Raw genomic sequence first — 16918 nt, forward strand, 5'->3', positions numbered from 1 at the left:
GGAAAGCGCGCCAGCAAACGCTGGCGCGAAGCCACCTAGTCGCGAATGCGGTATTCGGCGGAGCGGGCGTGGGCGGTGAGTGACTCGCCCCGGGCAAGCACGGAGGCGGTTTTGCCAAGCGCCGAGGCGCCTTCGGCGGTGCAGTGGATGATCGACGAACGCTTTTGAAAATCGTAAACACCCAAGGGGGATGAAAAGCGCGCGGTACCCGAGGTGGGCAGCACGTGGTTGGGCCCGGCGCAGTAGTCGCCCAGTGCCTCGGCTGTGTAGCGCCCCATGAAGATCGCCCCGGCGTGGCGTACCTGCTCGGCCAACTGCTCCGGGTTGGCCACCGAAAGCTCCAGGTGCTCCGGCGCAACCCGATTGATCAGGTCAATGGCCTCGTGTTCGCTTGCGCAGTGAATCAGCGCGCCGCGCTTACTCAATGAGGCGCGCACGATCGCCTCACGCTCCAGGGTCGGCAGCAGCCGCTCGATGGCCGCCTCGACCGCCTCGAGGTGCTCGGCGTCCCAACTGATCAGAATCGCCTGGGCATCCTCGTCGTGCTCGGCCTGGGAGAACAGATCCATCGCCAGCCACTCCGGGTCGGTCTGGCCATCGGATACCACCAGAATTTCCGAAGGCCCGGCGATCATATCGATACCTACCTGGCCAAATACCGCCCGCTTGGCGGTCGCTACGTAGATATTGCCAGGCCCCACGATCTTGTCGACCCGCGGTACGCTTTCGGTACCAAACGCAAGCGCGGCCACCGCCTGGGCGCCGCCAATGGTGAAGACGTAGTCGACCCCGGCCAGGTGCGCGGCGGCCAGCACCAGCTCGTTCAACACGCCATCCGGCGCGGGCACCACCATGACGATTTCGCCAACCCCTGCCACGTGGGCGGGAATGGCGTTCATCAATACCGACGAGGGGTACGCGGCCTTGCCACCAGGCACGTAGATACCCGCGCGATCCAGCGGCGAGACCTTCTGGCCAAGTACCGTACCGTCCGGCTCTTCATACTGCCAGGACACGGGCTTTTGGTGCTCGTGGTAGCGCTTGATACGCTCGGCGGCAACGTTGAGCGCCTCGCGCTGGTCAACGGGCAGGGCGTCGAAAGCGGCCTTCAACCGCGCCGGTGTCAGGCAAAGCTCGCTCATTTGGCGCACATCGACCCGGTCGAAGCGGTTGGTTGCCTCGATGACGGCCTGGTCGCCGCGGGTTTTGACATCCTCTAACAGCTCATGAACCCGCGCCTGCACGTCGCTATTGGAGACACCTTCCCAGTCGAGCAGTGCGTCCAGGCGTTGCCCGAAGGCGCTCTCGGCGGTGGAGAGCCGGTTGATGGTGGCCGCTTTGTTACTCATCGAAAATCCCTTATGACTGGACAGCGTCTGCCCGGCGTTTTTCGACCGCGCTGGAAAGCCGCGCAAGCAGCGGCTTGATACGATCGTGCTTCATGGTCATGGCCGCTTTATTGACGACCAGCCGGGTGCTGATATCCGCGATCAGCTCTCGCGGCTCCATGCCGTTGGCGCGCAGCGTATTGCCGGTGTCCACGATATCGACGATTTCATCGGCCAGATTCATCAGCGGCGCCAGCTCCATCGCCCCGTAAAGCTTGATCACCTCGGCCTGGATGCCCTGCTCGGCGTAGTAGCGCCGCGCGATGTTGACGAACTTGGTCGCGACCCGGCGGCGTGCCTTGGAAGGCGCCTGACCGGTCACGCCCGCGGTCATCAGCCGGCAGCGCGCGATATCCAAATCGACGGGCTCGTAAAGCCCTTCGGCGCCGTGCTCGAGCAACACATCCTTACCCGCAATCCCCAAATCCGCCGCGCCCAGCTGCACGTAGGTGGGCACATCCGTTGCGCGAATGACCACGAACTTCACATCGGGCAGATTGGTATCGAACAAGAGCTTGCGGCTTTTGCTCAAATCCTCCGCCGGTGTGATACCGGCGTCGGCTAGAAGCGGCAGCGTTTCCTCTAATATGCGCCCCTTGGAGAGCGCTAAAATCAGTTGCTTACTCATGGTGTTGGCCAGTAGTTGGTCGCGTGGCTAGCCGGGAATGCGGCGAATCTTCGCCCCCAGCAACTGCATTTTCTCTTCGATACACTCGTAGCCGCGGTCGATATGGTAGATACGATCGACCAGGGTCTCGCCCTCGGCCATCATCGCCGCAATCACCAAAGAGGCGGAGGCGCGCAAGTCGGTCGCCATCACCGGTGCCCCGGAAAGCTTCTCGACACCGGTGATCAGCGCGGCGTTACCTTCGAGCGCAATGTCAGCGCCCATGCGATTGAGCTCTTGAACATGCATGAAGCGGTTCTCGAAGATGGTTTCCACCACCCGGGAGTGGCCTTCGGCCACGGCGTTCATGGCCACGAACTGCGCCTGCATGTCGGTGGGAAACGCCGGGTACGGCGCGGTGCGAATATTGACCGCTTTCGGGCGCTTGCCGTGCATATCGAGCTCGATCCAGTCATCCCCGCAGGTGATGTCCGCACCGGCTTCTTCGAGCTTGGCGAGTACCGCCTCGAGAATGTCCGCCCGGGTGCGCGTGACCTTCACCCGGCCGCCGGTCATCGCCGCGGCGACCAAAAACGTCCCGGTTTCGATGCGATCCGGCATGACGTCGTGCTCACAGCCGTGAAGCGACTCCACGCCTTCGATGACGATGGTGTCGGTGCCGTGGCCGCGAATGTTCGCGCCCATCTTGATCAAACACTCGGCCAGGTCGACCACTTCGGGCTCCCGGGCGGCGTTTTCCAGCACCGTCTTACCTTCGGCCAGCGTGGCCGCCATCAAAAGATTCTCGGTGCCGGTCACGGTGACGGTATCGAAATAGATGGTCGCGCCCTTCAAGCGCCCTTCCACACTGGCGCGAATGTAACCGGCCTCGACGCGAATGTGGGCACCCATCGCTTCCAGCCCGCGAATATGCAGATCCACCGGGCGCGAGCCAATCGCGCAGCCGCCGGGTAGCGAAACATCCGCCTTACCGAAGTGGGCCAGAAGCGGACCCAGCACCAGAATCGAGGCGCGCATCTTCTTGACCAGCTCGTAGGGGGCGTGGCAGTGCGTAACCTGGGAGCCATCGAGCTGGATACTCAGCCGCTCGCCCATCACGGGCTCGACCCCCATACGCCCTAGAAGCTCGAGGGTCGTGGTGATGTCCTGCAAATGCGGCAAATTGCCGATCACCACCGGGCCTTTCGAAAGCAGACTGGCGCAAAGAATCGGCAGGGCCGCGTTTTTGGCACCGCTCGCCCACACTTCGCCGTCGGCACGACCGTTGCCGGTAATCAGGAGTTTATCCATGAAGGCGCCTTATTGGGCGTTTTCCGGCGCGTTTTGCCACTGCGCCGGCGTATAGGTTTTGATGCTGATCGCGTGAAGGGCGCCGGAGGCAATCTCGTCACTTAGCGCCTGGTACACCAACTGCTGGCGTTTGACCGGCGAGAGCCCTTCGAAGGCCTCACCCACCGCGACGACCTGAAAATTACAACCTTCCCCCTGAATATGAAAGTCACATCCGTCGATGCGGGATTCAAGCAGCGCTTTTACCTCGTTGGGTTGCATGAGACAGAAAACTCCTCTGGGGACGATTAATTAAAAAAATAAGGCGACATGATAAAGAAAAGCATCGCGCTTGGCGATGCCGGTCTCAAGAGGTCAAGGCGAGGTGGGGCGCGTCGATCATATCGTCGAGTTCGGCGAGCGAAGCCAGACGCATCAAGGGGGGTGAAAGCGCGATGCGCTCCACGGCAATGGCGCGCTGACCACAGGTTCTCAGCCACTCGAAAAGCACGCTCAAAGCCACGCTGCTAGCGGTTTCGACGCCGGTGAAATCAAGCGTCACCGGCGAGGATGCACTTTGCTCGAGCCACAACGTGCCCGCAGCGGCCACTTGGGCCGCTGCGTTCATGGTCAAACCGCCCTGGAGAAACAGCGTCGCGCCCTGCTGATCGAGCGTTACGCCGTCCTGGGTTACCAGTTGGGTCACGCATCGCCCCCCTGTTCGAGCTCTTCCACGCCTACTTCCGGCGACCAGCTCTGGATGACCGCATCGTAGTCGCGATTTTGCTGACGCATGGCCTGGTCGAACTGGTTGCGGAAAGTAAGCCCTAGGTTGATGCCGTTAACGATCACGTTGACGACGCGCCATTCACCGTTGGTCTGGCGCAGGCTATAGCTGACCGGATAGACCTGGCCGCCACTGGCCACGACCTGCATGTCGACCGTTGCCTGGTCTTCGTAGCGCTGGCCGCGCTGGTTATCGAGCACGCGCAGGTCTTCGTAGTCGTAGGTTACAAGGCCACGAGCGTAGGTATCGATCAGAGTCTGGCGGAAGACGTTGGCAAAGCGGCTGCGTTGTTCCGGCGATGCGTTCTGGAAATAGCTTCCCATCACGCTTGCGCCGATATAACGAAAGTCCGCGACCTCATCCAGGGTTTCATCGACGATCGACTTGAGCTCGTTGATGTTGTTGGCGTAGTAGCTTTCGCGGCCGTCGATACGTGCCATGAAGCCGGCCACGTTTTCACGAATCATCGCCTCGGGCGACTGGCTCTGGGCGCTGGCGGTCGCCGGCAGGGCAAAAACCAGGGCCGCCAGTAGCACCGTCAACCAGTAGCTTAGCGGGTTATTGAAGGCTTTCATGACATCTACCTCTCGACTGAGTGTTTTATAACGAATCCGGTACAGGTTTAGCTGCTAACCATGTTGGATACAAATTGCTGAATTAGTTCTTCCAGTACCAGCGCCGACTGGGTATCGCGGATAACGCCACCGTCTTCGAGCGTGTCCGGCGCCCCGCCGACGGTCAGCCCCACGTACTGTTCGCCCAAAAGGCCCGCCGTGAGAATCGCCGCCGTCGTATCCTGGGAAAGCTGCCCCTCCAGGTCGTTGTCCAGGCGCAGCACGACGCGGGCATCGTACCAGTCGGTATCCAGGTCGATGGACTCGACCCGGCCCACGGTGACACCGGCCATCGTGACCCGCGCGCGGGGTTTGAGGCCACCAATGTTGGAAAAATTGGCTTCCAGCTGAAACGTTTGCGTTGGCGCCGAAAGCGAAAGCCCGCTAACCCGAAGGCCCAGGAAAACGAGCCCGACGATGCCCGCCAGCATAAACAGACCGACGCCGAACTCCATGGCTTTACTGCGTTTCATGAACGTGCTCCCGCTATCAAAGGCCGCCGAACATGACGGCGGTAAGTACAAAATCAAGGCCCAACACGGCCAGGGACGAGTAGACGACGGTACGCGTCGTCGCCCGGGAAATCCCTTCGGAAGTAGGTACCAAATCGTAACCCTGAAAAACTGCAATCCACGTGACGACCAGGGCGAACACCAGGCTTTTGATCATGCCGTTGCCCACGTCGCTCACGAAGGCAACGCTTGCCTGCATGTTGCTCCAGTAGGAGCCTTCGAACACGCCCAGCCACTCGACACCGACCAGGTAGCCCCCCCAGATACCGACGACGCTAAAACCAACGGTCAGAATGGGCAGCGCCACGAACCCGGCCCAGAGCCTGGGGGCCACCACGCGTTTGAGCGGGTCCACGCCAATCATTTCCATGCTGGTCAGCTGCTCGGTGGCTTTCATCAAGCCGATTTCGGCGGTCAGTGCCGACCCTGCACGGCCGGCAAACAGCAGCGCGGCGACCACCGGGGCAAGCTCGCGCAAAAGCGAAAGCGCCACCATCTGCCCAAGCGCCTGCTCGGCGCCGAAGTCGACCAGAATAGTATAGCCCTGTAGCGCCAGTACCATGCCGATAAATAGCCCCGACACCAGCACGATGGCGATCGACAGTACGCCGATAAAGTGCATTTGACGCAGCCAAAGCGAAAACCCCTCTTTGGAGGGAATGCCGACACTCGACTGGGCAAGAAATGCCCCGGCGCGGCCCAGCGCCTCTACCGTGTCGCATCCTTTACGACCAAGCCTTGCGACTTGCTTGAATAGTGCCTGCATTACTCTGTCCTTTTGGGCAGCGCCTGGCCCAGCATATCGCTATAGAAGCTTGCCGCCGGGTAGTGAAACGGCACCGGCCCGTCGGGCTCGCCGTGGACGAACTGGCTCACCCGAGGGTCGCAGTTGGTATCGAAGGTGTCCGGCGTGCCCTCGGCCACGACCTGACCATCGGCGATCAGATACAGGTAGTCGGCAATGCTCAGCGTCTCCTTGATATCGTGGGAGACCACCACCGAGGTTAGCCTGAGCGCCTCGTTCAGGCGCTTGATCAGTTGCACCAGCACGCCCATGGAGATCGGATCCTGACCGACGAACGGCTCATCGTAAAGCACCAGCTCTGGGTCCAGGGCGATGGCGCGCGCCAGCGCCACCCGCCGCGCCATGCCGCCGGAAAGCTCGGCGGGGGTGAGTTCGCGTGCGCCTCGAAGCCCCACCGCCTGAAGCTTCAAAAGCACCAGATCGCGAATCATCGCCTCGGGCAGGTCGGTATGCACTCTAAGCGGAAACGCCACGTTTTCGAAAACGTTTAGATCCGAGAAAAGCGCGCCGCTTTGAAACAGCATGCCCATACGTTTGCGCAGGGCAAAAAGCGCCTTGCGCGAAAGCTTATGAACGTCCTGCCCGTCGATCAGCACACGGCCGCGGTCCGGCTCCAGTTGGCCGCCGATCAGTTTCAACAGCGTGGTTTTACCCGTACCGCTGGGGCCCATGATGGCGGTGACCTGCCCCCGCGGGATACGCATGTTCACGCCGCGAAAGATTTCGTGCTCGCCTCGGGAAAAGTGAAGGTCTTCGATTTCAATGAAGGGTATTTGCGTCATGAGTGGATAAACCCTCCTCACAGGGCGGATAGCTGACTGACTTTGCGTATCGAGATTCAACGTCGATATCGTCGACGCCAGGGCCGGGACACCATTAACGCTAAAATATCGCGATCAACAAAGTCATAGCTAACGCTTGGGCACGGGCTCATCAAGACCGGCAATTTAAAAACAGTGTTTCCGAAATATTAGCGAACATTGTACCTCAACGCTACCCGTTAAGCGCGAAGCCACCCAAAAGGATGTTTTTAAAACGTTGCTCTACAAGGAATTGTCAAAACGGCGATACCTATCCATTGATCCAAAATGCTATTCTAAGGCCTTAATACCGCAAGCTTAGTGAGCCCATAATGTCAGCGCCTCTCGCCTCCCCCAGCGCGTTACGTGAAAGCGCCCTGCGCACGCTACAAATCGAGCAGGCCGCCATAGGCGAGCTTCAGGAAAAACTGGACGAACATTTCGATCACGCCTGCGCCTTGATTCTGGCCTGCCAGGGGCGAGTGGTCGTGACCGGCATGGGTAAATCCGGTCATATCGCCGGCAAGCTGGCGGCCACGCTTGCCAGCACCGGCACGCCGGCCTTTTTCGTCCACCCGGGTGAAGCGAGCCACGGCGACCTGGGGATGATCACCCGCTCGGACGTGGTCATCGCGCTCTCGAATTCCGGCGAAACCGCCGAGGTCACCGCCCTGTTGCCGCTTTTGAAGCGTTTGGGCGTGCCTTTGATCAGCATGACCGGCCGCCCCGAGTCCACGCTAGGCACCCACGCCGACGCCCATCTGAATAGCGGCGTGGCCCGGGAGGCGTGCCCGCTCGACCTGGCGCCGACCAGCTCGACCACCGCGGCCCTGGCGCTGGGGGACGCGCTGGCGGTCGCGCTTTTGGAGGCGCGGGGCTTTACCGCGGAGGACTTCGCGCTTTCCCACCCAGGCGGCAGCCTTGGCAAGCGTTTGCTGCTGCGCGTGAAGGATCTGATGCACAGCGGCGAGCGCCTGCCGACGGTGCCGCTAGGCAGCCCGCTTCGCGATGCGCTTTTGGAAATCACCCGCCAGGGGCTTGGCTTTACCTGCGTGGTCGACGCCCAGGGCCGGCTGGCCGGCGTTTACACCGACGGCGACCTGCGCCGTACCCTCGACGAACACCACGATCTACGTATCATCAGCGTCGATACGGTCATGACCCGTCCGGGCAAGCGCATCCGCCCGGACATGCTCGCCGCCGAGGCCGTCCGCCTTATGGAGGATAGCCGCATTACTGCGCTTGCGGTGGTCGATGAACACGAGCGCCCGATTGGTGCCTTACACATGCACGACCTGCTTTCGAGCGGCGTGATTTAACCCGTACTCAGTCCCAATACCGCTATAAAGGAGACTCCATGGCCGTACCCGATGCTTTAAACGACCGCATCCGCCACGTTCGCCTGCTCGCGATCGACGTGGACGGAGTACTCACCGACGGCCGCCTCTACTTTCAGGCCGACGGTGTCGAGATCAAGGCTTTTCACACCCAGGACGGCCACGGCCTCAAGCTTTTGAAGCGCGCCGGCTTTCACGTCGCGCTGATCACCGGCCGGGATTCGCCCATGGTCAGCCAACGCGCCAAGTCGCTAGGGATCACCCACGTTCATCAAGGCATCGAGCACAAGCTCGATACCCTCAAAGCGCTCTGTAAGCGTTTGGATATCACCCTCGAGCAGGTGGCCTATTGCGGCGACGACCTGCCCGATCTTGGCTGCATCAAACGGGCCGGGGTCGGCATTACCGTACCCAACGCGCCGGACTACATGCATACCCACGCCGACTGGATCACCGACTCCCTTGGCGGCCACGGCGCGGTGCGCGAAATTTGCGATACGCTGCTGATGACCCAGGGCCACTGGGACGCGGTGATGGACACCTACCTCTAGAGGCAACGCGATGGCGGGTTTGACGATAACGCGGATCAGAAAACGCCTGTGGGTACCGGCGCTGGTCATTGCCCTGGGGGCCTGGCTCGTCTGGCTCGACCCGCGCGGGCCAGAGGTCGTCGAGGTCGACCCGGACGTACAGCGCGAGGAGCCCGGCCACGTGCTTGAAAACGCCGAGCTTACGCTGTTTGGCGAAACCGGCAGCGTCACCCAACGCCTTCAAACGCCGCACCTGGTCCATACGCCTCAGCAAGCGCTGACCGAGGCCGACGCGCCGCGGGCGACGCTATTCGATTCCGACCAGCGCCAGTGGCTCGCCAGCGCCGACCACGGCATACTGCAAAACGAGCGCCAGTCGTTGATCATGGAGGGCTCGGCCAGGCTACTCGCCCCGGACGAGGGCTGGCAGCTCGATACCGAGCGGCTACACTACGATGGCATCGACCGCCACGCCTACACCGAGGCACCGGCCCTTTTACAGCAGCCCCCTCAGCAGATGAGCGCCAACCGCATGGATGTCTGGCTCGACACGAGCCAGGTCCGGCTCACCGATAACGTACGCGGTACTCACCCGCCCGCCCGCTCAACGCCTTAGGAGTCGTTATGCACCCGTTTTTACGTACCGCGCTACTGGTACTGGCCCTGCCTTTGAGCGCCGCCGCCCAGACAAGCCAGGCCCCCGTCGAAGTCGAAGCCGACCGGCTCGATCTTGATCAGCGCGCGGGTACTGCCGTCTACTCCGGTAATGTGGATATCCGCCAGGGGGAAATGCAGATTACCGGCGACCGGGTCGAAATCTCGCGCAACGACGCCGGCGAGCTTTCCCAGGCTGTGGCCACCGGCGAGCGCGCCTACCTTCGCAACCAGCTCGAAAACGACGAAGGCCCGATGGAGGGATGGGCGCGGCGCATCGTCTACCACGTCAGCGAACGGCGCATCGAGCTTATCGACCAGGCCGAACTCCACCAGCGGGCCGACCGCTTTCAGGGCGGGCGTCTCGAGTACTTCATCGACCGCGAAGTGGTTCAGGCGCGCTCAGACGTTAGCGGTAGCGACAACCAGCGCATCCGCATGACGCTACAGCCCGCGCAATAGGAGAATGACCGTGTCGAGCACGCAATCTGGGGCGGTCAAAACGCTTCACGCCCGCCACCTCGCCAAAAGCTACAAGCGCCGCCGGGTGGTAAAAGACATCAACCTGGAGATCACCCAAGGCAGCGTGGTGGGCCTACTCGGGCCCAACGGGGCGGGCAAGACCACCTCGTTTTACATGATCGTAGGCCTGGTCAAGGCCGATGCCGGTACGGTGGGGATCGACGAGCGCGACCTGACTCGGGCACCGATGCACGAACGCGCCACCGCCGGCATCGGTTACCTCCCCCAAGAGGCATCGATTTTTCGCAAGCTGTCGGTGGCCGATAACATCTTGGCGATTCTGGAAACGCGCAAGGAGCTGGACCGCCGCGGCCGGGAAGCGCGCCTGGAGCAATTGCTCGACGATTTCCACATTACCCATATCCGCGACAACTTAGGCATGAGCCTTTCCGGCGGCGAGCGCCGCCGCGTGGAGATTGCCCGCTCGCTTGCCACCGACCCCGCGTTCATTTTGCTCGACGAACCCTTCGCCGGGGTCGATCCGATCTCGGTCGGCGAGATCAAGTCGATCATCCTGGCTCTCAAGGCACGCCACATCGGAGTGCTGATCACCGACCATAACGTGCGCGAGACGCTGGATATTTGCGATATCGCCTATATCGTGGGTGACGGCCACATCATCGCAAGCGGCGACTCAACCGCCATTTTGAATAACCAGAAGGTTCGTGAGGTCTACCTGGGCGCCGATTTCCGCCTCTAAACCATCGCCAATCCTAAAGTTCCGTGTAGTGGCATATTTATTGCACTTGCGCCGGACCCCAACTCGCACTAGGGTGGAGCTTTACGAGTAACGAGTGGTTCTTCAATGGTCATGAAAGCCTCTTTACAGCTGCGGGTCGGCACGCAGCTGACCATGACGCCTCAACTGCAGCAGGCCATTGCCCTGCTGCAGCTCTCCACCCTCGATCTTCGCCAGGAAATTCAGCAGGCGCTCGACGCCAACCCGCTGCTGGAGCAAGAGGACGAGTTTGGCGAAGAGAGCGTGACCGAGACCGCCGAAGCCGAATGGGAAGAGAGCATCCCCAGCGAACTCTCCATCGATAGCGAGTGGTCCGACACCTATCAGGACATGGCGGCCAGCGCCGGCAGCGAGGGGCCGGATTTCGAGCGCCAGGCGGCGGGCCAAAGCCTGCATGGCCATCTGCTCTGGCAGTTGGCCATGACCGACGCCAGTGAGCGCGAGTACGCCATTGCCGAAAGCCTGATCGACGCGCTGGACCCCAACGGCTACCTCACCCAGCCTCTCAACGATATTCGCGAAGGGCTCAAGGCCCAGGGGCTCGAAGGTTTGAGTCAGCGCGAGGTGGAAAACACGCTGATGCGTATGCAGCAGTTCGAACCCACCGGCGTTTTCGCCCGCGACCTGCGCGAATGCCTGATGCTCCAGCTCGCCACCCTGGCCGACGACACGCCGCTTCTGGTGCCCGCCAAACGCCTGGTGCGCCAGTTTCTCGAAGCCCTCGGAAAGGACGACCTGCGCCTTTTGAAGCGCCGCCTGGGGCTCGACGACGAGCAGCTCGATGACGTCATCGGGCTGATCAGAAGCCTCGACCCGCGCCCGGGCAGCGCATATGGCGTCACCAACGAAAGCTACATCACCCCGGATCTGGTGGTGCGCCACGATAACGAAGGCTGGCACCTCGAGCTCAACCCCGAAGCGCTTCCACGGCTGCGCGTCCAGCCGGACTACGCAAGCCTGATCAAGCGAGCGGACAAGAGCCAGGACAACCAGTTTTTAAAAGAGCACCTGCAAGAGGCGCGCTGGCTGATCAAGAGCCTGTCGAGTCGCAACGATACCCTGTTGCGCGTCGGTCGCGAGATCATCGCTCGCCAGCTGGGCTTTTTGGAGCGCGGCGAAGAGGCCATGAAACCCTTGATACTCGCCGATATCGCCGAGGCCGTGGAGATGCACGAATCGACGATTTCACGGGTGACGACGCAAAAATACATTCACACCCCCCGCGGCGTATTCGAGCTCAAGTACTTCTTCTCGAGCCAGGTGAGCGGTCATGACGGCAACGACAGCCACTCGAGTACCGCGATCCGTGCCCGGTTGAAAAAACTGATTCAAGAAGAGACGCCGGGCAAGCCGCTCTCGGACAGCCGCCTTGTGTCGCTATTGGAAGATGGCGGCATTAGCGTAGCGCGGCGCACGGTGGCAAAATACCGCGAAGCCATGGGGATTCCCTCCTCCAGCGAACGGCGGCGTTTGCGTTAAAAAGTGAAACTGGCCGCCGGGGCTTTGCAATGGTAGAAAAAGGGTTACAATCAAAGGACAGTCCTGGATTAGGAGTACGTCGATGCAAGTCAACATTACGGGCCATCACCTGGAACTGACCGACGCTCTGCGCGATTACGTTAACGAAAAACTCGAACGTATCGAGCGTCACTACGACAACATCACTACCGTTCATGTCACGCTTTCCATCGAGAAAGAGCGTCAGCAGGCCGCCTGCACCCTCCACGCGGCCGGCGCCGATTTGCACGCCGAAGCCCAGGACAACGACATGTACGCCGCCATTGACGCGCTGGCCGACAAGGTCGATCGCCAACTCGTAAAACACAAGGAAAAAGCACAAGCTCGCGCCCAGGGCGCTGGCGTGCGTTAAATCGATGACCCTGGAAACCATACTCCCCCCGGAGCGCGTGCTGTTCGACGTCCCCGGGGGCAGCAAAAAGCGCGTGCTGGAGTTCTTCAGCACCTTCATCGCCCAAAATACGCCCAGCCTGGATAGCCAGGAAGTGTTCAGCCGTTTGATCGGCCGCGAGCGACTAGGCAGTACCGGCATTGGGAATGGGGTCGCGATTCCCCACGCCCGCAGCCCTCACTGCAGCGCTCCTATCGCCGGCTTTTTAAAGCTTGCCGAACCGGTGGATTTCGACGCTATCGACGGCGACCCGGTGGACCTGGTGTTTGTACTGCTGGTGCCGGAAGAGGCCGACGACACCCACCTTGCGCTGTTGGGTCAGGTCGCCACCATCATGAATGACGTCGCCACCCGCGCACAGTTTCGCAAATGCGAGAGCCAGCGCGAGCTTTTGGAGATCGTCACCGCCAAAATTCGCGAGCAAACGGGCAGCTAGAACCAGGCCCTACCCACCCAGCCCTACAGACCGAAGAGAAACACTATGCAACTGGTGATTATCAGCGGCCGCTCCGGGTCGGGAAAGTCCATTGCGCTTCAGGCGCTGGAGGACCTGGGCTACTACGCCATCGACAACCTGCCGGCCATGCTGCTGGGTTCACTGGTCGATGAGCTAAGACAGCAAGGCGAGCGCACGCACCTGGCGGTGAGTATCGATGCGCGCAACCTGCCCACGGCCCTGGAGCGCTTTCCGGCCCTGCTTCAGGACATCAAATCCGGCAGTACCCGGGTGCAGGTGATTTATCTGACCACCGACGCCCGGATTTTGCTCGAGCGCTATTCGGCCACGCGCCGGCGCCACCCGCTGACCCGGGACAGCGGGATGACCCTCGAAGAAGCGATCGCCAAGGAGGAAGAGACGCTTTTTGGCATCCGCGAGCTGGCGGATCTGATGATCGACACCTCGCGGCTGACGGTGCACGATTTGCGCGGACGGATCACCGAGCAGCTTTGCCATCAGCGCCAGAGCCAGCTCACCCTGACGCTCGAGTCGTTTGGCTACAAGCGGGGAGTACCGCTGGACGCGGATATCGTATTCGATATCCGCTGTCTGCCCAACCCTTACTGGGACCCGACGCTTAGACACTTCACCGGGCGCGACCCCGAGATCGCCGCTTTTTTACAGGCCTACCCGGTCGTCGATGAGATGGGCATGGATATTCTCAACTGGCTGGAGAAGTGGCTTCCGGCCTACCAGAGCAGCCAGCGCAGCTACATGACCATCGCTATCGGCTGTACCGGCGGCCAGCACCGCTCGGTGTACATGGTCGAACAGCTGGCCAAAAAGATGCTCGATAAGCGCTCCAGCGTACAGCTTCGCCACCGCGAGCTGGGCATTCATTACAGCGTTGACGACACTACCCCATCGTAATGCCTGGGCGGCGCGAGCTTGCCGTGTCCTCCCTTATGAACCACGCACACTCAACCAAGACACCGCTAGGCAAAAAGGAACCAGGGTGCCCGAAAGAATTCTTACATTGACCAACCAGCGCGGCCTTCACGCCCGCGCCGCTACCAAGCTTGTTACCTGCGCGCAGCGGTTCGAGTCTCGGGTATATGTCTATAAGCAGACCCAGAAGGCCGACGCCGCCAACATCATGTCGCTTTTAATGCTGGCCGCCCCCTGCGGTACGGCGCTGACCGTCGAGGCCGTGGGCCAGGACGCCGAACAGACCCTGGAGGCAATTCAAGCACTATTCGATGCCCGCTTCTACGAAGAGATCTGACGGCGGACCTTGAGAGGCGGCCTAATCATCCACCTGTCGAGCAAAATAATGCAGCTAATCCAAACCGGCAAATACTCCCTGGTCCACTTTGACCCCGAGCACGACCAGTTCATCAAGACCTTCCAACCCAAAACCTTTGACCGGCTGCGCTACCTACTGCGCATCCGCCCCTATCCCGGGCTCAACTTCGCGCTGATTGCCTCGCGCCTGAACGCGCTGGGCATTGCCACGCCAACGATCACCGAGGCCCGCCCCTACCGGGTGGCCACCCAAAATATCCACGGCGTGGCGCTAAAGGAGCTGATCCTGGACTCGCCAGACCTGCAGGCACAGTACTTGGATGCCCTGGTGGCGTTCGATCAAAACGGCATTCATTGCCGCGGCCTACACACCGGCAACTTTTTGGTACGCAACGGACGCCTGGTCGCCATCGACCTCGATGCCTACAAGGCGCCGCGTTGGTGGCGCTACTCGCGCCGCGAGTACCTGAACTGCCTGAGCCGTTCGCTCACCGGTGATGAAGCCTTCTTGTTCCACCGTCTGCTCGAGCGGCTGGGGCTGGACGCGAACTACCGCCGGATACGCTGAGCGCTCTGTTTAGCGCCTGCTTTTTAGCGTTTAAAAAAGCCTGCCCACTAAAAAGCCCGCCGTTTTGAACGGCGGGCTTTTTTGGCAAGTGGCGCGTGTCGGGATCAGCTGCCGGCCACGGTCATGGCATCCACCAGCCAACTGCCCGTATGGATACTGCCCCGGGTGTCCAGGTCTTCGCCCAACCCACTCAACCCGCTAAACATGGTCTTGAGGTTGCCCGCGATGGTGAACTCCTCGACCGGGTACTGGATCTCGCCGTTTTCTACCCAGAACCCCGCCGCGCCGCGGGAGTAGTCGCCGGTAACGCTATTTACGCCCTGGCCCATCAACTCGGTGACCAGTACGCCCCGGCCCATGCGTTTAAGAAGCGCGTCCAGGCTTTCCAACGGCGCTTCGAGGCGAATATTACGCGCCCCGCCCGCGTTACCCGTGGTGCTCATGCCAAGGCGCCGCGCGCTGTAGGAGGAGAGCATATAGCTTGCGATACGACCATCTTCGATGAACCGATTATGGCGGGTCTGCACGCCTTCGCCGTCGAAGGGCGAGCTCGCCATGGCGCCCACTTCCAGCGGGCGCTCCTCGAGGCTGAACCACTCGGGGAAAAGCGGCTCGCCAAGCTGGTCGCATAGAAACGAGGCTTCGCGATAAAGCGCGCCGCCGGCCAATGCCCCCATCAGGTGACCCACCAGCCCGCTTGCCTGGGAGGGATCGAAAAGGACCGGAAAGGTGCCGGTCGGCGGACGTTTGGCGCCGAGCCGGCGCAGCGTGCGCCTGGCCGCCTCGCGGCCCACGCTTTCCGGGTCTCGAAGCGCGCGCGGGTCCCGGGCGCTGGTGTAGTCGTAGTCGCGCTGCATGCCCTGCTCGTCCTGGGCGATCAGCATGCAGGAAAGCGAGTGGCTGCTGCCTTTTTGGGTCCCCATGAAGCCGTGGCTGTTGGCATAGACCCGCACGCCCTCGCCGCTTGAAAGCGACGCGCCTTCGGACTGATGAATACCCGCCACGTCGCGCCCGGCCTGTTCGCAGGCAAGCGCCAGTTCGGTGGCGCGCTCGGTGTCCAGCGCCCAAGGGTGGTGAACGTCGAGATCCGGAAACTCGGTGGCCATTAGCGAGGCGTCCGCGAGCCCTGCCGCCGGGTCTTCGCCGGTGTATTGGGCGATCGCCAGCGCCTTCTCGACCGCCGCTTTGATCGACGCCGAGCTTGCGTCGCTCGACGAGGCACTGCCCTTGCGTTTGCCTACGTAAAGCGTAACCGCAATTCCCTGGTCCCGGGAAAGCTCGACGGTTTCGACCTCGCCCAGGCGTACGCTCACGCCAAGCCCCTGGTCGACGCTTGCGCCTACCTCGGCTTCATCAGCGCCAAGCTCTTTGGCAAGCGCCAGGGCTTGCTGGGCGCGTGCGACCAGCTCCTTTTCCTGAGCGGCTGCATCGAATGCCTGTGCCATAACTCTCTCCTCATCGCCTATCGTGGCTGGCGGATCAAATGTCGTGGTCGCAGCTGGTATACTAGCCGGCGACAAATCTATTAAGTGAGTGCCTGTATGCCTAAAAAACGCCCCGCTAGCGGCCCTGACGATCAGTTCGACGAACCGCTCGAGCGGCCCAGCAAATCCCAGCTCAAGCGCGAAATGCACGAACTCCAGGCGCTGGGCGAGACGCTCATTGCCATGAAGCCCGCCGAACGCGCGCGCTTTCCGTTATCTGACGATCTGCTCGCCGCCATCGAGGAAATCACGCGCATTCGCTCCCATGAAGGGCGCCGCCGCCATATGCAGTACGTCGGTAAGCTGGTGCGCAAGGAGGACCTCGAGGCGATCCACGCCGTTTTCGACGCCATCGAAGCGGAGAAAAACCAGCGCGATCATGCGTTTCACCGCCTCGAAAAGTGGCGCGACCGCTTGATCGACGAAGGCGACCCCGCCGTGGACCGCTTTCTGGCGGAGCATCCGGACGCCGACCGCCAGGCCATTCGCCAACTGGTACGCAACGCCCGCAAAGAGCGCGAGCAGGAAAAGCCGCCGGTCAGCGCCCGCAAGCTTTTCAAGCATCTGCGCGAGACCCTCGTTCTTTAGAACCCTTCATTAGGGCCCCTATTTTAGGGGCACCTGAATC

22 protein-coding genes are annotated in these 16918 nt (G+C 61.5%); 12 read left to right on the plus strand and 10 right to left on the minus strand.

All coding sequences use genetic code 11. The features are described from left to right. Nucleotides 1–35 precede the first annotated feature (35 nt). The 9 genes from hisD to ACWHVV_RS10620 form a co-directional block, all read right to left on the minus strand. On the minus strand, nucleotides 36–1349 hold the full coding sequence (gene hisD, locus ACWHVV_RS10580; protein WP_447926208.1) for a histidinol dehydrogenase: 1314 nt from the start codon (nucleotides 1347–1349) through the stop codon (nucleotides 36–38). A gap of 10 nt (nucleotides 1350–1359) precedes the next feature. After that, the gene (hisG, locus tag ACWHVV_RS10585; RefSeq protein ID WP_447529037.1) at nucleotides 1360–2016 is read right to left on the minus strand and encodes an ATP phosphoribosyltransferase; all 657 of its coding nucleotides are present in this window, start codon (nucleotides 2014–2016) and stop codon (nucleotides 1360–1362) included. 27 nt (nucleotides 2017–2043) lie between these two features. Beyond that, nucleotides 2044–3306 carry a UDP-N-acetylglucosamine 1-carboxyvinyltransferase gene (gene murA, locus ACWHVV_RS10590; protein ID WP_447926209.1) on the minus strand — a complete coding sequence of 421 codons (1263 nt, stop codon included), beginning with the start codon at nucleotides 3304–3306 and terminating at the stop codon, nucleotides 2044–2046. Nucleotides 3307–3315: 9 nt separating this feature from the next. Beyond that, a complete protein-coding gene (locus ACWHVV_RS10595) occupies nucleotides 3316–3567 on the minus strand; it encodes a BolA family protein (protein WP_447529039.1) in 252 nt (83 codons plus the stop codon). Nucleotides 3568–3652: 85 nt separating this feature from the next. Further along, entirely contained in the window at nucleotides 3653–3991 is a 339-nt protein-coding gene (locus ACWHVV_RS10600) for an STAS domain-containing protein (RefSeq protein ID WP_447926210.1), read from the minus strand. Continuing rightward, the gene (locus ACWHVV_RS10605; RefSeq protein WP_447926211.1) at nucleotides 3988–4647 is read right to left on the minus strand and encodes an MlaC/ttg2D family ABC transporter substrate-binding protein; all 660 of its coding nucleotides are present in this window, start codon (nucleotides 4645–4647) and stop codon (nucleotides 3988–3990) included. The genes ACWHVV_RS10600 and ACWHVV_RS10605 overlap by 4 nt, the downstream gene beginning before the upstream one ends. A 47-nt stretch (nucleotides 4648–4694) precedes the next feature. Then, the gene (mlaD, locus tag ACWHVV_RS10610) at nucleotides 4695–5159 is read right to left on the minus strand and encodes an outer membrane lipid asymmetry maintenance protein MlaD (RefSeq protein WP_447893551.1); all 465 of its coding nucleotides are present in this window, start codon (nucleotides 5157–5159) and stop codon (nucleotides 4695–4697) included. Nucleotides 5160–5175: 16 nt separating this feature from the next. Next, nucleotides 5176–5964, minus strand: a complete 789-nt coding sequence (gene mlaE, locus ACWHVV_RS10615; RefSeq protein ID WP_447926212.1) for a lipid asymmetry maintenance ABC transporter permease subunit MlaE — start codon at nucleotides 5962–5964, stop codon at nucleotides 5176–5178. After that, a complete protein-coding gene (locus ACWHVV_RS10620) occupies nucleotides 5964–6785 on the minus strand; it encodes an ABC transporter ATP-binding protein (protein WP_447926213.1) in 822 nt (273 codons plus the stop codon). The genes mlaE and ACWHVV_RS10620 overlap by 1 nt, the downstream gene beginning before the upstream one ends. A gap of 350 nt (nucleotides 6786–7135) precedes the next feature. Between ACWHVV_RS10620 and ACWHVV_RS10625 the strand changes: the two genes are divergently transcribed. From ACWHVV_RS10625 to ACWHVV_RS10675, 11 genes are all read left to right on the plus strand, one after another. Next, nucleotides 7136–8122: a KpsF/GutQ family sugar-phosphate isomerase gene (locus tag ACWHVV_RS10625; RefSeq protein ID WP_447926214.1), complete on the plus strand. Its 987-nt coding sequence runs from the start codon at nucleotides 7136–7138 to the stop codon at nucleotides 8120–8122. A gap of 38 nt (nucleotides 8123–8160) precedes the next feature. After that, entirely contained in the window at nucleotides 8161–8691 is a 531-nt protein-coding gene (locus ACWHVV_RS10630; protein WP_447926215.1) for a KdsC family phosphatase, read from the plus strand. Nucleotides 8692–8701: 10 nt separating this feature from the next. Next, complete coding sequence (gene lptC, locus ACWHVV_RS10635; protein ID WP_447926216.1) at nucleotides 8702–9286, plus strand: LPS export ABC transporter periplasmic protein LptC; 585 nt, start codon at nucleotides 8702–8704, stop codon at nucleotides 9284–9286. A gap of 8 nt (nucleotides 9287–9294) precedes the next feature. Further along, a complete protein-coding gene (gene lptA / locus ACWHVV_RS10640) occupies nucleotides 9295–9786 on the plus strand; it encodes a lipopolysaccharide transport periplasmic protein LptA (RefSeq protein ID WP_447926217.1) in 492 nt (163 codons plus the stop codon). Between the two features lie 10 nt (nucleotides 9787–9796). Then, complete coding sequence (gene lptB, locus ACWHVV_RS10645; protein ID WP_447926218.1) at nucleotides 9797–10546, plus strand: LPS export ABC transporter ATP-binding protein; 750 nt, start codon at nucleotides 9797–9799, stop codon at nucleotides 10544–10546. Between the two features lie 105 nt (nucleotides 10547–10651). Further along, entirely contained in the window at nucleotides 10652–12064 is a 1413-nt protein-coding gene (locus ACWHVV_RS10650; protein ID WP_447926219.1) for an RNA polymerase factor sigma-54, read from the plus strand. A gap of 82 nt (nucleotides 12065–12146) precedes the next feature. After that, complete coding sequence (gene hpf, locus ACWHVV_RS10655) at nucleotides 12147–12455, plus strand: ribosome hibernation-promoting factor, HPF/YfiA family (RefSeq protein WP_447926220.1); 309 nt, start codon at nucleotides 12147–12149, stop codon at nucleotides 12453–12455. A gap of 4 nt (nucleotides 12456–12459) precedes the next feature. Continuing rightward, complete coding sequence (locus tag ACWHVV_RS10660; RefSeq protein ID WP_447926221.1) at nucleotides 12460–12930, plus strand: PTS sugar transporter subunit IIA; 471 nt, start codon at nucleotides 12460–12462, stop codon at nucleotides 12928–12930. Between the two features lie 45 nt (nucleotides 12931–12975). Continuing rightward, the gene (rapZ, locus tag ACWHVV_RS10665; protein ID WP_447926222.1) at nucleotides 12976–13863 is read left to right on the plus strand and encodes an RNase adapter RapZ; all 888 of its coding nucleotides are present in this window, start codon (nucleotides 12976–12978) and stop codon (nucleotides 13861–13863) included. 85 nt (nucleotides 13864–13948) lie between these two features. Then, nucleotides 13949–14218 (plus strand): HPr family phosphocarrier protein, encoded by a 270-nt coding sequence (locus tag ACWHVV_RS10670; RefSeq protein WP_447926223.1) that lies wholly within the window; start codon nucleotides 13949–13951, stop codon nucleotides 14216–14218. 48 nt (nucleotides 14219–14266) lie between these two features. Then, entirely contained in the window at nucleotides 14267–14806 is a 540-nt protein-coding gene (locus ACWHVV_RS10675) for a hypothetical protein (RefSeq protein WP_447926224.1), read from the plus strand. A 104-nt stretch (nucleotides 14807–14910) separates the two neighbouring features. Here ACWHVV_RS10675 and pmbA read toward each other — a convergent pair whose 3' ends face one another. Then, the gene (gene pmbA / locus ACWHVV_RS10680; protein ID WP_447926225.1) at nucleotides 14911–16251 is read right to left on the minus strand and encodes a metalloprotease PmbA; all 1341 of its coding nucleotides are present in this window, start codon (nucleotides 16249–16251) and stop codon (nucleotides 14911–14913) included. A gap of 96 nt (nucleotides 16252–16347) precedes the next feature. On the opposite strand from pmbA, the gene yjgA reads away from it, so the two are divergent. Continuing rightward, nucleotides 16348–16878, plus strand: a complete 531-nt coding sequence (gene yjgA, locus ACWHVV_RS10685) for a ribosome biogenesis factor YjgA (RefSeq protein WP_447926226.1) — start codon at nucleotides 16348–16350, stop codon at nucleotides 16876–16878. Nucleotides 16879–16918: the final 40 nt, after the last annotated feature.

The organism is Vreelandella sp. EE27, assembly GCF_968206495.1.

What these genes read in the sequence shown, in the direction of transcription:
- hisD (WP_447926208.1), bottom strand. Translation starts at nt 1,349, where the DNA reads ATGAGTAACAAAGCGGCCACCATCAACCGGCTCTCCACCGCCGAGAGC.
- hisG (WP_447529037.1), bottom strand. Translation starts at nt 2,016, where the DNA reads ATGAGTAAGCAACTGATTTTAGCGCTCTCCAAGGGGCGCATATTAGAG.
- murA (WP_447926209.1), bottom strand. Translation starts at nt 3,306, where the DNA reads ATGGATAAACTCCTGATTACCGGCAACGGTCGTGCCGACGGCGAAGTG.
- ACWHVV_RS10595 (WP_447529039.1), bottom strand. Translation starts at nt 3,567, where the DNA reads ATGCAACCCAACGAGGTAAAAGCGCTGCTTGAATCCCGCATCGACGGA.
- ACWHVV_RS10605 (WP_447926211.1), bottom strand. Translation starts at nt 4,647, where the DNA reads ATGAAAGCCTTCAATAACCCGCTAAGCTACTGGTTGACGGTGCTACTG.
- mlaD (WP_447893551.1), bottom strand. Translation starts at nt 5,159, where the DNA reads ATGAAACGCAGTAAAGCCATGGAGTTCGGCGTCGGTCTGTTTATGCTG.
- mlaE (WP_447926212.1), bottom strand. Translation starts at nt 5,964, where the DNA reads ATGCAGGCACTATTCAAGCAAGTCGCAAGGCTTGGTCGTAAAGGATGC.
- ACWHVV_RS10620 (WP_447926213.1), bottom strand. Translation starts at nt 6,785, where the DNA reads ATGACGCAAATACCCTTCATTGAAATCGAAGACCTTCACTTTTCCCGA.
- ACWHVV_RS10625 (WP_447926214.1), top strand. Translation starts at nt 7,136, where the DNA reads ATGTCAGCGCCTCTCGCCTCCCCCAGCGCGTTACGTGAAAGCGCCCTG.
- ACWHVV_RS10630 (WP_447926215.1), top strand. Translation starts at nt 8,161, where the DNA reads ATGGCCGTACCCGATGCTTTAAACGACCGCATCCGCCACGTTCGCCTG.
- lptC (WP_447926216.1), top strand. Translation starts at nt 8,702, where the DNA reads ATGGCGGGTTTGACGATAACGCGGATCAGAAAACGCCTGTGGGTACCG.
- lptA (WP_447926217.1), top strand. Translation starts at nt 9,295, where the DNA reads ATGCACCCGTTTTTACGTACCGCGCTACTGGTACTGGCCCTGCCTTTG.
- ACWHVV_RS10650 (WP_447926219.1), top strand. Translation starts at nt 10,652, where the DNA reads ATGGTCATGAAAGCCTCTTTACAGCTGCGGGTCGGCACGCAGCTGACC.
- hpf (WP_447926220.1), top strand. Translation starts at nt 12,147, where the DNA reads ATGCAAGTCAACATTACGGGCCATCACCTGGAACTGACCGACGCTCTG.
- ACWHVV_RS10660 (WP_447926221.1), top strand. Translation starts at nt 12,460, where the DNA reads ATGACCCTGGAAACCATACTCCCCCCGGAGCGCGTGCTGTTCGACGTC.
- rapZ (WP_447926222.1), top strand. Translation starts at nt 12,976, where the DNA reads ATGCAACTGGTGATTATCAGCGGCCGCTCCGGGTCGGGAAAGTCCATT.
- ACWHVV_RS10675 (WP_447926224.1), top strand. Translation starts at nt 14,267, where the DNA reads ATGCAGCTAATCCAAACCGGCAAATACTCCCTGGTCCACTTTGACCCC.
- pmbA (WP_447926225.1), bottom strand. Translation starts at nt 16,251, where the DNA reads ATGGCACAGGCATTCGATGCAGCCGCTCAGGAAAAGGAGCTGGTCGCA.
- yjgA (WP_447926226.1), top strand. Translation starts at nt 16,348, where the DNA reads ATGCCTAAAAAACGCCCCGCTAGCGGCCCTGACGATCAGTTCGACGAA.